At 32.7% G+C, this 14,354-nt stretch carries 11 protein-coding genes and 1 tRNA gene; 8 read left to right on the forward strand and 4 right to left on the reverse strand.

What is annotated here, in order from left to right; genetic code table 11:
• Positions 1–232: 232 nt before the first annotated feature.
• The gene (locus KZH69_RS03330) at positions 233–1,258 is read left to right on the forward strand and encodes a LacI family DNA-binding transcriptional regulator (RefSeq protein WP_219316038.1); all 1,026 of its coding nucleotides are present in this window, start codon (positions 233–235) and stop codon (positions 1,256–1,258) included.
• 110 nt (positions 1,259–1,368) lie between these two features.
• On the opposite strand, the gene polA is transcribed toward KZH69_RS03330, so the two are convergent.
• Complete coding sequence (gene polA, locus KZH69_RS03335) at positions 1,369–4,230, reverse strand: DNA polymerase I (RefSeq protein ID WP_219316039.1); 2,862 nt, start codon at positions 4,228–4,230, stop codon at positions 1,369–1,371.
• A gap of 231 nt (positions 4,231–4,461) precedes the next feature.
• On the opposite strand from polA, the gene KZH69_RS03340 reads away from it, so the two are divergent.
• The 6 genes from KZH69_RS03340 (at position 4,462) to KZH69_RS03365 (ending at position 9,004) form a co-directional block, all read left to right on the forward strand.
• On the forward strand, positions 4,462–4,653 hold the full coding sequence (locus KZH69_RS03340; RefSeq protein WP_219316040.1) for a hypothetical protein: 192 nt from the start codon (positions 4,462–4,464) through the stop codon (positions 4,651–4,653).
• A 187-nt stretch (positions 4,654–4,840) separates the two neighbouring features.
• Complete coding sequence (locus KZH69_RS03345; RefSeq protein ID WP_219316041.1) at positions 4,841–5,515, forward strand: response regulator transcription factor; 675 nt, start codon at positions 4,841–4,843, stop codon at positions 5,513–5,515.
• Between the two features lie 24 nt (positions 5,516–5,539).
• On the forward strand, positions 5,540–6,874 hold the full coding sequence (locus tag KZH69_RS03350) for a sensor histidine kinase (RefSeq protein ID WP_255557628.1): 1,335 nt from the start codon (positions 5,540–5,542) through the stop codon (positions 6,872–6,874).
• A 109-nt stretch (positions 6,875–6,983) separates the two neighbouring features.
• A complete protein-coding gene (locus KZH69_RS03355; protein ID WP_219316072.1) occupies positions 6,984–7,223 on the forward strand; it encodes a hypothetical protein in 240 nt (79 codons plus the stop codon).
• A 176-nt stretch (positions 7,224–7,399) separates the two neighbouring features.
• Positions 7,400–8,635, forward strand: coding sequence for a metallophosphoesterase (locus tag KZH69_RS03360; protein WP_219316042.1), 1,236 nt, complete (start codon positions 7,400–7,402; stop codon positions 8,633–8,635).
• A 72-nt stretch (positions 8,636–8,707) separates the two neighbouring features.
• Positions 8,708–9,004 (forward strand): thioredoxin family protein, encoded by a 297-nt coding sequence (locus tag KZH69_RS03365; protein ID WP_219316043.1) that lies wholly within the window; start codon positions 8,708–8,710, stop codon positions 9,002–9,004.
• A gap of 20 nt (positions 9,005–9,024) precedes the next feature.
• Here KZH69_RS03365 and KZH69_RS03370 read toward each other — a convergent pair whose 3' ends face one another.
• Entirely contained in the window at positions 9,025–9,675 is a 651-nt protein-coding gene (locus tag KZH69_RS03370; RefSeq protein WP_219316044.1) for a polysaccharide deacetylase family protein, read from the reverse strand.
• A gap of 93 nt (positions 9,676–9,768) precedes the next feature.
• Positions 9,769–13,044, reverse strand: coding sequence for a glycosyltransferase family 117 protein (locus tag KZH69_RS03375; protein ID WP_219316045.1), 3,276 nt, complete (start codon positions 13,042–13,044; stop codon positions 9,769–9,771).
• Positions 13,045–13,306: 262 nt separating this feature from the next.
• Here KZH69_RS03375 and KZH69_RS03380 point away from each other — a divergent pair.
• Positions 13,307–13,377: transfer RNA gene (locus tag KZH69_RS03380), tRNA-Gln, on the forward strand.
• Between the two features lie 104 nt (positions 13,378–13,481).
• Here KZH69_RS03380 and KZH69_RS03385 read toward each other — a convergent pair.
• Entirely contained in the window at positions 13,482–14,306 is an 825-nt protein-coding gene (locus tag KZH69_RS03385) for a universal stress protein (RefSeq protein ID WP_219316046.1), read from the reverse strand.
• Between the last annotated feature and the right edge of the window lie 48 nt (positions 14,307–14,354).

The raw sequence follows: 14,354 nt of genomic DNA on the forward strand, positions 1-14,354 counted from the left end.
AAATATATATTTAGTTTGATTCAATTTGCATTTAGTTTGAGATTCGATTTTTTAAAATAATTTACTAAAATATTTTTTTTGATGTTGCATTTTTTTTGTAATTTTCGCTTTTATCCTTTCAAATGCTTGTTAAATTTTATACATTTAGTAAAATTTTAGCATGTTTTGTTTAATCCTTTGCTATTTTTAATTTTTCCAAGAACCTTAATATAGTACTAAATACCATTCTCCAATGAAAGCAAAAGCAACATTAAAACAAATTGCAAAAGAACTTAATGTTTCGGTATCGACTGTTTCTAAGGCACTTAATGACAGTCCTGAAATAAGCGAACAAACGAAAGTCAGAATAAAAGAATATGCTAAATTAAAAAATTACAAACCGAATGTTATCGGTCTGAACCTTAAAAATCGAAAAACCAAAACGATTGGTGTTATTATTCCTAATATATTGAACTCTTTTTTTGCTAAGGTTTTTAGTGGTATTGAGAAAGTGGCTGACGAAAGAGGTTATAATGTTTTAATGTGTATTTCTAATGAATCTTTAGAAAAAGAAGCGCATACTCTTGAGATGTTGAGTAATGGAACTATTGATGGTTTTGTTTTGTCTATTTCTGAAGAAGCTCAAAAACTACATGATTATAGTCATTTTAAAGACATTATTAATGATGGTACTCCAATTGTAATGTTTGACAGAACAACTGATGAAGTGGAATGTGATAAAGTAATTGTGGATGATTTTGATTCTGGGCATAATGCTACTCAGCATTTAATTGATTTGGGTTGCAAAAATATTGCCTTAATTTCATCCGTTGATAATTTAAGTGTTGGTAAATTAAGAGCCGAAGGGTATCTAAAAGCCTTAAAGGATAATAATATTGAAGTTAATGAAAATATTATTATTCGTACAGAATCGGAATCCGAACATGATCTTTCCGAAAAGGTTAATGAATTGTATTCCAATAATCTTGTCGATGGTGTTTTTGCATTAGATGAAAATGATTCGGTTGTGGCCTTGAAAGTTGGGGTTAAAAAAGGGTATAAAATCCCTAAGGATCTTAAAATTATTGGATTTGCTGATGGTATTTTGGCTTCTAGAAGATTGTCTCCAAGTTTAACTACTGTTAGTCAACACGGAATTGAGATTGGTGAAGTAGCTGTAAAGCTGTTAATAGACAGACTGGAATCCAAAGAGGAGCATAGACCATATGAAACTCTAATTATTAAAACAAAATTAAAAGAAAGAGAATCTACTAAATAAGGGAGTCTACTAAATGATAGTATAAAAGCCATTCAAATCAACTGAATGGCTTTTTTATGTTGTTAGAATAATGTTTGAGTGAAATCTGTAACTCAATATTAGGAATTTTTTTAATGCGCTTCCAACCAATTTTTTCCCAAGCCAATTTCAACAACCAATGGAACCGCCATTGTAAAAGCATTTTCCATCTCATATTTAATCATGGGCTGAATTTTTTCTAATTCAGAATTGTGCACATCAAAGACGAGTTCATCATGCACCTGCAATAGCATTTTACTTTTCCAGTTTTCCGTAGTTAGTTTTTTGTGAATATTAATCATGGCAATTTTGATAATATCAGCTGCACTTCCTTGTATTGGAGCATTTACAGCATTTCGTTCGGCACCACTTTTAACCATCATATTGGCCGAATTAATATCTTTCAAGTAACGTCTTCTTCCCAAAACGGTTTGTACATAGCCGTGTTCTCTGGCAAATTCAACTTGATCTGACATATAAGATTTTAGTTTAGGATAGGTTGCATAATAGGCATCAATCAACTCTGCACTTTCTTTTCGCGAAAGCGAAGTCTGATTGCTCAATCCAAAAGCCGAAACCCCATAAATAATTCCAAAATTCACGGTTTTGGCATTGCTACGTTGTTCTTTGGTTACTTCTTCCAATGGAACATTGAAAACTTTTGCAGCGGTGCTTTTGTGAATGTCTTCGTTGTTTTGAAAAGCTTTAATCATATTCTCTTCACCAGACAGGGCTGCGATAATTCGTAACTCTATTTGCGAATAATCGGCAGAAACTAAAGTGTAATTTTTGTCACGGGCAATAAATGCTTTTCGAATCAATCGTCCTCTTTCGGTACGAATCGGGATGTTTTGTAAGTTGGGGTTGTTGGAACTCAAACGGCCAGTTGCAGCAACGGTTTGCATATAATCGGTGTGGACACGTCCTGTTTTTTTATCGACTTGGTTGGGCAATGCATCTATATAGGTACTTTGTAATTTTACCATTTGTCGCCATTCGAGGATATCTCGAACAATTTCGTTGTCACTTGCCAGATAAGACAAAACTTCTTCACCAGTGGCATATTGCCCCGTTTTGGTTTTCTTTTGTTTGGCTCCGCCAATTTTTAATTTATCAAATAAAATATCACCTAATTGTTTTGGTGAAGCTAAATTGAATTTTTCCCCAGCAGTTTCATAGATTTTTTGTTCCAAAGCATTGCTTTCAATAGCCATTTCAACTGACATCGACTTTAAAAAAGGAACATCGAGATTAATTCCTTCCAATTCCATTGCTGCCAAAACGGGGATTAAAGGAATTTCGATTTCATCAAATAATTTTTTCGTTTCGGCTTTATCGAGAATTGGACTGAAATTTTGCTTCAATTGATAGGTAATATCAGCATCTTCGGCAGCATATTCTTTGATTTCTTCCAAAGCGACATCACGCATCGATTTTTGATTTTTCCCTTTTTTCCCTATAAGATCTTCAATTGATTTTGGCGAATATTTTAAATAGGTTTCTGATAAAACGTCCATATTATGGCGCATATCAGGATTGATTAAATAATGCGCAATCATCGTGTCGAATAATTTTCCTTTGATTTGAACACCGTAATGAGAAAGAATTTTCAAATCGTATTTGATATTTTGACCAATTTTTTCGATGGTTTCACTTTCAAAAAAAGGTTTGAATTTATCAACCAAAACTTGTGCCTCTTCTTGGTTTTCCGGAAATGGAACATAAAACGCTTTTCCTTTTTCAAAGGAAAATGACATTCCAACCAATTCGGCATTTAAGGCATCAATTCCTGTTGTTTCGGTATCAAAACAAACCGAAGTTTGATTCATTAAGTTTTGCATTAGTAATTTCACGGCAAAATCACCTTGAATGCTTTGGTAAAAATGTTCGGTATTTTCTAAAGTTGCATAATGTGAATTGGAGTGCACTTCGCTGCTTTCTTCGTCCGAAAAGCCAAATAAGTCAAATTGATCTTCATTGGCTTTTTTTAATGGAACTTTTTGGACTATTTTCTCAACTTCAACAGTGTTTCCATTGCCATTCGTGTCAATTTCGTCGTATTCTTTTCCTGTTCCAAAATATTTATCAAACTGTGCTTTCATTTGACGAAATTCCAACTCTTGAAACAACGCATCGGTTTTTTCAACATCAGGTTTTGATAATTCGTAATCAGTTTCGTTAAATGTTACCGGGCAATCGAGTAGGATAGTAGCTAATTTTTTAGACAAAATTCCCAATTCGGCATTGGCTTCGATTTTGTCTTTTATGGCGCCTTTTAATTGATGTGTGTTGGCCAATAGATTTTCCATTGAACCGTATTCGGCCAAGAATTTCTTTGCTGTTTTTTCTCCAACACCAGGTAATCCAGGAATGTTATCAGCTGCATCTCCCATCATTCCCAGATAATCAATAACTTGTAAAGGATTGGTGATTTCAAATTTTTCCAATACTTCTGGAATTCCCCATATTTCGATGCCATTTCCCATTCTTGCGGGTTTGTACATGAATATATTTTCGGAAACTAATTGGGCAAAATCCTTATCGGGTGTTACCATAAAAACTTGATAGTTTTGTTTTTCAGCTTGTTTCGCAATGGTGCCAATTAAATCATCGGCTTCAAAACCTGGAACCTCAATAATAGGAATGTGCATTGCCTTCAATAATTCTTGAATGTATGGAACGGCAATTTTTATCGCTTCGGGAGTTTCGTCACGATGAGCTTTATATTCTTTATACATTTCATAGCGGTAGGTGCTTCCTCCTTTGTCAAAAGCCACAGCCAAATGGTCTGGCTTGTCTCGTTTTATAACATCCATCAAGGCATTCATAAATCCCATAATTGCCGAAGTATCCATTCCTTTAGAATTGATTCTTGGGTTTTTTATAAAGGCAAAATAACCACGAAAGATTAATGCATAAGCATCAAGAAGGTAAAGTCGTTTTTGAGCTGACATATGAAAAATTTAGTCTGTAAAAATAGACAATTGAGTTTTAAAAATGAATTTGTTACTGAAATTTCTAAATTCAATTGAAAAAGTAATGATTAACTCTTTTTTATCTTTGAAAATGAATTCGTTAAGACAAAGTTAAACTTTTGTAGAGGGATAAATCTTCATTTTGTCTTCATTTTTCGGTTATACTTTTGACCTATAAAAATAAATTATTAATTCAAAATTTTAGAAATCATGAAAAAGTTATTAATGTTAATCGCATTATTATTTGGAACAACAGTGATGGTAAATGCTAAAACAGTACCTGTGAAATCAGCTACAGTGAAAGAAGTGAAAATGACTAAACATCCAAAACACAAAAAAGCGAAAAAAGAACAAAAAGAAGCAGCACCAACTGGAGCCTCAACTTCTAAAACAAAAAAATAATTAATGTTTTTGTTTTGTTTGCACATGAGGATGGACGCAAGACAAAAGGGTTGATTGTTTATGAAAGTCAGTAGAAAAATTTACTGGCTTTTTTTGTATTTTTAGATACGTTAAAATTTTAATAACGTTTTGCGTTTTAATTTTTCATTAGTTGTTACTTTGAGTGTTTTAAAAATCCTTATTTGTTATGAAAATCCTTATTGTTGAAGATAATCCAGAATTGGCTCTTGAAGTAAAAGAGTATCTTACGGGTAGTGGTTACATCTGTAAAATTTCAAAAAATTGCGAAGAGGCTTTGGAGGAAATTAACAGTAATGATTATGATATTATGCTTCTGGATTTAGGTTTGCCCGATGGGAGCGGATTTGATATTCTGAAAGAAATTCGTAAAACAGAGTCTAAAACAGCAGTAATCATTATTACAGCCCAAGGAGAATTGGAGGACAGAATAAACGGTTTGCAACTTGGAGCCGATGATTATTTGACAAAACCTTTTGCTTTAACAGAATTGGGAGCTCGATTATTTGCTATTATTAGGAGAATGCACGGATTCACGGTAAACCAGTTGGATGTTCATGATTTTAGTTTAAGATTGCAGGATTATAAAGTAAGTTTTAATGAGATTCCAATTAATCTTACCAAAAAAGAGTTTGATATTTTTCAATATTTAGTCTTAAATAAAAATCGTGTCATAACGCGTTTGCAATTGACGGAGCATATTTGGGGAGATATTCTTGAAGTGAATTCCGATTCGAATTTTATAGATGTTCATGTTCGAAATCTTAGAAAAAAATTGGATAAACATGCCAAAATTGAATGGTTTGAGACGGTTAGGAATGTAGGATACAGAATAAATGTTTAGTTTATAAAACAATAAATATCTAATATGAAAATTAAGCATCAGCTAGCTATTTTCAATGCATTATCGCGTTTGTTGTTGATTCTGGTTTTATGGTTAATGCTTCCTGTTTTGGTTGAAAAAGTGGTGTATAATCATATCAATAAAAGCTTGTTTGAAAAAAAGCAAAAATTTATTGAACATTTAGACAAGGAAGAAATCAATGATTTTATTGTTCGAAATGATGCTTCCGAAACCTATGCCAGTTTTTCAACATTGCATAGTGAATTCCTTTTACTTTCCAGAGTTCCTTTGAGAAGCAAAGTAAATCAAACTTTTTTCATTACAGAGCCCAGGATAATTGAAGAAGAACGCAATGATTATAGGATTCTTCAATATTATTTTAGGTATGAAAACACCAATTACCTTTTGGAAATTGGAAATAGCTTAAGTGAAATTAATGACCTTACCTTCATAATTCGATTTTTTATCATAATTGTTTTAATCATAATTGTGGTCATTACTTTTCTGGCGGATACTTTTTATATTGAATATTTATTAAAACCTTTTTATAAAATCATCGACACCAAAATTCGTCATGTAAACGAACCCGAAGCTTTTGATCATACTCCTATAAAAACACATTCTAGGGATTTTCAGGAATTGGATACGGTTCTGAATCAAATGATGGATAGAATAAGTGAATTGTTTAAAAAAGAAAAACAGTTTATTGCCAATGTTTCCCATGAACTTTTGACTCCGATAGCATTGTTGAAAAACAAATTTGAAAATTTGCTTCAAAATGAATCTTTGAATGATGTTGCTGTTGATAAAATAGTGAGTTCGCTTGGTACATTAGATTTGCTTAAAAAGGTAATTGCTAATTTACTATTGATTTCAAAAATTGAAAACAATCAATACGAAGCAAAAGAATCAATTGATTTGGATGCTATAATTACCAATTTGGTAACAGATTTACAAGATAGAATTGAAGACAAGGAATTGTCTTTCCAAAAAAACTTGGAACATCATTTTAGTTTTACAGGGAATAAGACATTGATGCATATTTTGTTTTACAATTTAATTGTCAATGCAATCAAATACAATAAGCCGTGTGGTACAATTGAAATTAAAGACGGTTTTTTGAATGGAAATTATTTTTTGACTGTTTCAGATTCGGGTATTGGATTGAATGTAAAACAGCAACAAAATATTTTTAAGCGATTTACCAGAGTAAGTTCGGATCTAGAAGGGCAGGGGTTGGGGCTTGCAATTGTTGAAAGTATAGCTCAATTTCATCAAATAACTATTGAGATAAGATCAGAAATAAACGTAGGGACTACTTTTCTTTTGGTGTTTCCAAATGAGCAAAAACTTAATTAAAAGTTAATTTTTTCCGGAGGAGTAAAACTTCATTTAATCTTCATTTGGCATGCATAGCTTTGACCTATTAATAAATGAATTATTAATTTAAAATCTAAAATCTAAAATCATGAAATCGAAGATTCACGAAATCCAGAAAAACAAACTACAAAGCTTGAGCAAAAAATTATTGATGGTATTGGCAGTAGCTTTAGGAACAACAGCAATGGTAAGTGCACAAACTACACCTGCTCAAACAGCTCCGGCTAAAGAAGTAAAAGCTACTAAAAAAGCAACAAAAAAAGCTGCTAAAAAAGCAGAACCTAGCAAAAGTGCTACTACTGCCGAGGCAGCAGTTCCAAAAAAATAAAAAATCTTTTTTAGCACATAATATATAGATTATTTCAAAAAGATATTAAAAGTTGGTTTTAATAGGTGAAAAGGGGAGATAAAGAAGTTTACTCCCTTTTTTTGCGTTAAAATTATGATAATATAAATCTTTAGCGTTTTCATTAGTTGTTACTTTGTGTAAAATTTTATATAATAATGATTTTACGTTTATTTCTTATAGGGGTTGTTCTTTTTATTATTGAACTCTATGCATTTCAAGCTGTTAAAACTTTAATCAAGTTAAGATGGATGTTGATTTCATATCAAATATTGAGCCTTTTACTTTTTGTATTTATTCTTTATTCTTTTACGCAATTTGATCGCTCGGTTGGGCAAACCCAACAAACGATGTTTACAATGGGGCTGTTGCTTGTGATTTATATTCCGAAAATTGTTATGACGGTTGTTCTTCTTGGAGAAGATGTTTTTCGTTTGGCTGCCGGGTCAATCAATTATTTTATTGATAATAATAGCGATGCCAATTTTTTGCCTTCAAGACGTAAATTCGTTAGTCAACTTGGTTTAGGACTAGCTGCAGTTCCTTTTTTATCTTTGATCTATGGGATATTTGAAGGAAAGTATAATTATAAAGTTATAAAACAGGCAATACATTTTCCTGATTTACCAGATGCTTTTAACGGTTTTACGATTACTCAAATCTCAGATGTGCACAGTGGAAGTTTTGATAATCCTGAAAAAATTAGTTATGCCATTGATTTGGTAAATGCTCAAAATTCAGATATGATTTTATTTACTGGTGATATCGTTAATACACATGCCAAGGAAATGCATCCTTGGATTGAGACTTTTAACCGAATCAAAGAACATGAATATGGAAAGTATTCGGTTCTTGGGAATCATGATTATGGTGAATATGTGACTTGGCTCACACAAATAGATAAAGAAGAAAACTTTGATGCTATTAAGAATTTATATGGTCAAATTGGTTTTACATTATTATTGAATGAACATACTTTCATTGAAAAGGGGAATGATAAAATCGCTTTAGTTGGAGTTGAAAATTGGGGTAAAAACTTCAAACAGGCAGGTGATTTAAAGAAAGCAGCTCAACATTTGTCTAAAGAAGATTTTAAAATTTTAATGAGTCACGATCCGAGTCATTGGGATGAAGTGGTTCAGCATGATGAAAAACATTTTCATTTAACATTATCTGGACATACCCATGGAATGCAGTTTGGAATCGAAATTCCAGGTTACTTTAAATGGAGTTTGGCTCAATATGTTTATAAGCAATGGGCAGGTTTATACGAAAATCTAGGTCGATATGTATATGTAAATAGAGGATTTGGATTTCATGCGTACCCTGGAAGAGTGGGAATTATGCCCGAAATCACAGTAATTCAACTAATAAAAGGAGAAAAATTAGCATAATTGGTTTAAAATGCTAAATTTGCAAGGTGATATCTCTTTTCGAAAGTAATAGAAATTAAATATTTTGGTTTTATGTCAAAATTTGGAGAACTTATAAATACACAAGTTCCTGTGTTAATAGATTTTTACACAGATTGGAACGAATCTTCGGTGTCGATGCATCCTGTTATAAAAGATGTAGCAGCAGCGCTTGGTGACAAAGTAAAGGTGATTAAGATAGACGTAGACAAAAATCAAGAACTAGCCGATGCTTTGCGTATCAAAGGGCTACCTACATTGATGATTTACAAGGAAGGCATGATGATCTGGAGACAATCAGGAGAGTTGGATGCCAATACTTTAATTGGATTAGTTCAAGAACAGCTATAGTTTTGAAATGGTTCTTGTTTTTATTGAATTGCACTAAATCTAAATCCTCTTTCTTTTAAAATTTGCAATATTTTTGGGAGTGTGTATTCTAAATTTCGGAATGCTTTGCAACTGTCATGAAAAACAATTACGCTTCCTGCTTCTACATTTTGCAATACGTTTTCTAAACATTCTTTAGGCGATATAGTTTGATCAAAATCGGCACTGAGAACATCCCACATAATTATTTTATACCCCAATTGTCTTAGTTTTTTGGATTGTGACTTTTTTATTTTGCCATAAGGCGGACGGAATAGAGGAGATTGCAAATTGTAGATTGCAGAATTTAGATTGTCGATTTCGAACTTACACAAGGAAATATTATCCAAATAATCTTCAGTTGATGTATTCCATCCTTTCAAATGATTGTGGGTGTGATTACCAATGGAATGCCCTTCGTTTACAATTTTATGAAAAATTGCTGGATGATTTTTTATGTTTTTCCCAATACAAAAAAAAGTGGCTTTGGCTTTATGTTTTTTTAACTCTTCCAAAACCCATTCCGTTATATCTGGAGTTGGGCCATCATCAAAAGTGAGGTAGATTTTATTCTCCGCATTAGGTATGTTCCAAATATAATTTGAGAATGTTTTTTTTATTAATATATGAGTTTTAATCCAATAGAGTTTCATAGCCCAATACTACAATTAAATGCTATTTTAAACAAAAAATGTAGTGCCTTTTTTGTTGACACTACATTTTTTAAAATATTTTAAATTTAAAAATTATTCTTTTTTACGTCCAAAGCGAGCAAAGATTTCAATATAAGTATTAAAAGTCTTTTTGCTTGAATTGTAATAACCGATGTCATTGCAATCTTTCATTACTAGTAATAAGCCTCTGTAACGTTCCAAATCGGTTATTATTTCAATGCTGACGCTGGATTGTTCAGATGGTGCTAATTTTGCGAAATAATTTAGGTTTTCTTTGTATTTTCCCATTAATTTATCTAGTAAATCATGGGCTTTTGCTTTTTCGCCAACATCATAATATCCTTTTGCAAATGGTTCCAATACAGAGTAGTATCCGAATTTTTCTAGAGGCATTTTTGTCATGGCCAATTCAATGATGTTTTTTGCTTTGTCAATTTTACCTTCAGCAATAAGTTGATTCATTAAACGAGATAAATTCATTCTGTAAGTAAGACTTTCTCTACGGGTTTCTGGGTCATGGTATATTTTGTCACTTTCGCTATTGCCCCAATCCCATTTCATCACTTTTGCATACATATTTTCGGTGTCAATTCGTCCCATTTCCATTTGACCTGAATCCTCCGGTAATGCCGTTTTTATTGGTACTAATTTATATACCATACCTTCCAGTTGAAGGTAATCTTTCATCCATAAATAATCTTCATTGTCAAAAGCTCCTCCGCTGAAATATACTGGTCTTTTCCAATTGTTGTTGTTAATGATGTCTAGCATCATCAGCCTGTTTTTGTAAATAGCACTACCTTTTATATCAATGTCAATATAAGGAACAATTGAATCACTTAGTTTTGGGTCTAGTACTTTGTTTTTCAGTATGTTTGCTTTATCTATTGGAATTCTAATTTTGTTAGTTGGATAGAAATGGATGGTTTGTCCATTTTGCATTTCTACTGTGGATTTCGGATTTTTAATGAAACCAATAAAATCTTTTAAATCCCAACGATTTTCTGTTTTTGGAATGTGTGCTACATAGTCTAATTTGTCTCCCACATATTCGTCATGGGTGAATGAAATAGGTAAGCCTTCAGATTGATATGCTTTTCTTTTCATCTGATCAATATACCAATCTGTCATAAATAAACTGGTGTTTACAATCTTAATATCGGTGCGTACGCCCTCTATTTCTTGGGCGTACCAAAGCGGAAAGGTGTCATTGTCTCCAATTGTGAATAAAATAGCATTTGGATCGCAAGATTCAAGATACGCTTTTGCCATAGCAGTAGCGGTATATTTTCCAGAACGGTCATGGTCGTCCCAGTTTTGGTAGGCCATAAGTAATGGAGCAGCCAATAATGTTCCCATAATAAGTATTGGTCCTGCTATTTTTGGCGCTAGGTATTTTTGAGCGCTTTCGTACAAGGCATATACTCCAAACCCAATCCATATAGCAAATACATAAAACGAACCCACTAAGGCATAATCTCTTTCTCGCGGTTCAAAAGGTCTTTCGTTTAGGTATATTTTTAATGCAATTCCCATAAAAAGGAATAGTGCTAATAAGACATAAAAGCTTTTTCTGTCTTTACTGGCATGATACATAATTCCTATTAGACCCAGTATAAAAGGCAAGAAGAAATATACGTTTCTACCTTTATTATTTAAAACATCCGAAGGTAAATTGTCTTGTGAGCCTAAATGTAAGTTGTCAAGGAATGTAATGCCACTTATCCAGTTTCCGTCCAGATAATCATATCTTCCTTGCTCGTCGTTTTGTCTTCCAACAAAATTCCACATCAAATACCTCCAATACATATAGCCAAATTGATACTCAAACATAAAGCTGAAATTGTCGGCAGTTGTCGGTTTTTCGATGATTAAATAATCGCCATAATGTTTTAAGAAGGAAACGTAACCCTCATTGTCAATTTGTTTTTGGGCATAGGCTTGTCTGAACTCTGCAATAGTTTTTTCGGTTTCGTTTTTTAATTGAGCAATAGCTTTGTTGTAATCTTCCTCGCTTAATTGATTTGGATCTAGGCCGTATTTCGCTAAATCATCTTCATAAGGATAATCAGGATTTATTCGGAATGCTGGAGGATTTGTGAAATTCATGTAGTTTTCTACATGCTCAGTACTCCACATTCGAGGTAAAATGGTTTTTTGGTTATCGTCACTATTTTGTTCGGCATTTTTATAATTATTTACAATTATATATTTTCCGGTTTTGTAATCTCTCTCGTAATTTGGAGCTTTGTCCAAATAAGGATTATTAGCATCTAGTCCAGCAAAAGCTTCGGTGTATTGTGGGCCATAAAATAATGGATTCACGCCATATTGCTCTCTATTATAATATGCTAGAACTTCGGCGGCATCAGATGGTCTGTTCTCGTTGATAACAGTGTCTGAATTTGCACGAATAGGTAGCATTAACCAAGTTGAGAATCCAATCAGAATAAAAAGCACACATAAAATAAGAGTGTTATAATGTATTAATCCTTTTTTATGGGTGTAATTTAAGCCAAAATAGAAAAAGGTGATTAAAAGCAAGGAAACAAAAATGGTTCCGGAGTTAAACGGCAATCCCATGGAGTTAACCATGAAAATTTCAGTTTTACCAAAGAATGCCATTGTCAAAGGCAATAATAATTTGAATATAAAAAGCAGAATAGAAACAACTACTATATTGGCAATAATGAAATTTTTGACAGTAACTACTTTGTAGTTTTTGAAAAAGTATAAAAAGCCAATAGCGGGAATTGTTAATAATGCCATAAAGTGAACTCCAAATGACAATCCAACTACTAATGAAATTAGTAGCAACCATCTATTTCCTCTAGGAGTATTCATGTCTTGCTCCCAACGCAGTCCCAACCATAAAAGTAAAGATATAAGCAAAGTAGCCATTGCATAAACTTCAGCTTCCACGGCATTGAACCAAAAGCTATCTGAAAAGGTATAGGCTAATGCGCCAACCAAAGAACTTCCAAGTATAACAATCGAATTGTCTTTATTGATGTCGGAGTATTGTCCAATTATTTTTTTCAAGATCATTGTGGATGACCAAAACATAAATAATATTGTAAAGGCGCTGGAAAATACTGAAGTCATATTCACCATTAAGGCAATATGTTCTTTATCTGTGGCAAACATGGCGAAAAAAGCGCCAATCATTTGGAATAAAGGAGCTCCTGGTGGGTGTCCAACTTCAAGTTTTGCTGCCGTGGCGATATATTCTCCACAATCCCAAAAACTCATTGTGGGTTCAACAGTAAGTGTATAAGTTATTAATGCGATTGAAAAGGCAAACCAACCTGTAATGGTATTCCATTTGTTGAAATTGAATGATGTCATATACTAGTCTTCTGTTTTTTTACGTGTTTTAAAAAGTGTTACAAAGAAAATGTTTTTTTCTTTAAAGTTTAGTTGCATTATTATAATTTTATGGAAAATAATCAATTTGGCAAATGATTTGTTATTCAGTGAATTAATAAGAATATTTTTTTTAAAATCAATTTTGTTTCATTTTTTTTGAAGAAAAAGACAAAAAAAGTTTGCACAACTAAGAATTTGTTTTAAATTTGCACTCGCTTAGCAGGAATGTTAGCAAGATTGCTGGTCTATGGTGTAATGGTAACACAACTGTTTTTGGTGCAGTCTTTCAAGGTTCGAGTCCTTGTAGACCAACAGAAAGCCTCTCAATTGAGAGGCTTTTTTTATGGTTTTAATTTAAACTTAGTTGTTACAAAAAAAAGCTTTTCAATATGTTGAAAAGCTTTTTTTGTGTGTGCTTATATTTTAAATGTTAGTACTGGTTTGGTTGCGTGGTTTACCAAATCTTCGGAGATGCTTCCTGTAAAAAAGTGATTAAGAGCAGTTCTTCCGTGAGTGCAAAACACGATTAGGTCGGTATTTTTCTCATTTGAATAATTTAGGATGCCTTTTTCAATATTGCTTTCATTGTATGTTTCAAATGTGTATTCTGGCATGTCGAAATCTGCGACGAATTCAGATGCAATTTTACGGGCAGCTGATGTGCTTTTGAAACTGTTTGGAGTGCAAATTGTTACTAAGTTCACTTTTGAATTGAATAGCTTAGCGAAATCCAAAAATTTTTGGAAGGCCTTTTTTGTTTCTTTAGAAAAGTCAGATGCGAAAACAATGTTGCTAATATTGAAATTGTCTATTTTGTTTTTGATAACTAAAACAGGGGTTTCAGACTGTCTTACTACTTTTTCTGTGTTAGAGCCAATTAAAATTTCATTAATTCCTGAAGCTCCGTGAGATCCCATGATAATTAAGTCAATGCTGTTTTGTTTACTGTAGTTGTTTATCCCATTGTAGGCGCTGTCAAGGCGTACGACTTCTGTTATATGGATTCCTGATAAATACGGGCGGTTTTTAATGTTTTTTAAAGTTTCGTCTGCCTTTTGTTTGAATAGCATTATTTCTGGAATACTTGTTTCTCCAGTAATGGCATCATTCATTTGTCTTGGTAATTCGAGCATGTGAATTAGAACAATTTCACAGTCGTGTTTTTTTGCAATTTGTGCGCCAACTTCTATTGCTTCATCTGCATATTTTGTGAAATCAGTTGGGATAAGGATTCTTTTCATGTTGATTGGGGTTTGATTTGCCAGTAAAACTGGATTAATTTGATAGAT

It is taken from the genome of Flavobacterium taihuense, assembly GCF_019351435.1.
In the GTDB taxonomy this organism is placed as follows: domain Bacteria; phylum Bacteroidota; class Bacteroidia; order Flavobacteriales; family Flavobacteriaceae; genus Flavobacterium; species Flavobacterium taihuense.

What these genes read in the sequence shown, in the direction of transcription:
- KZH69_RS03330 (WP_219316038.1), top strand. Translation starts at nt 233, where the DNA reads ATGAAAGCAAAAGCAACATTAAAACAAATTGCAAAAGAACTTAATGTT.
- polA (WP_219316039.1), bottom strand. Translation starts at nt 4,230, where the DNA reads ATGTCAGCTCAAAAACGACTTTACCTTCTTGATGCTTATGCATTAATC.
- KZH69_RS03340 (WP_219316040.1), top strand. Translation starts at nt 4,462, where the DNA reads ATGAAAAAGTTATTAATGTTAATCGCATTATTATTTGGAACAACAGTG.
- KZH69_RS03345 (WP_219316041.1), top strand. Translation starts at nt 4,841, where the DNA reads ATGAAAATCCTTATTGTTGAAGATAATCCAGAATTGGCTCTTGAAGTA.
- KZH69_RS03350 (WP_255557628.1), top strand. Translation starts at nt 5,540, where the DNA reads ATGAAAATTAAGCATCAGCTAGCTATTTTCAATGCATTATCGCGTTTG.
- KZH69_RS03355 (WP_219316072.1), top strand. Translation starts at nt 6,984, where the DNA reads ATGAAATCGAAGATTCACGAAATCCAGAAAAACAAACTACAAAGCTTG.
- KZH69_RS03360 (WP_219316042.1), top strand. Translation starts at nt 7,400, where the DNA reads ATGATTTTACGTTTATTTCTTATAGGGGTTGTTCTTTTTATTATTGAA.
- KZH69_RS03365 (WP_219316043.1), top strand. Translation starts at nt 8,708, where the DNA reads ATGTCAAAATTTGGAGAACTTATAAATACACAAGTTCCTGTGTTAATA.
- KZH69_RS03370 (WP_219316044.1), bottom strand. Translation starts at nt 9,675, where the DNA reads ATGAAACTCTATTGGATTAAAACTCATATATTAATAAAAAAAACATTC.
- KZH69_RS03375 (WP_219316045.1), bottom strand. Translation starts at nt 13,044, where the DNA reads ATGACATCATTCAATTTCAACAAATGGAATACCATTACAGGTTGGTTT.
- KZH69_RS03385 (WP_219316046.1), bottom strand. Translation starts at nt 14,306, where the DNA reads ATGAAAAGAATCCTTATCCCAACTGATTTCACAAAATATGCAGATGAA.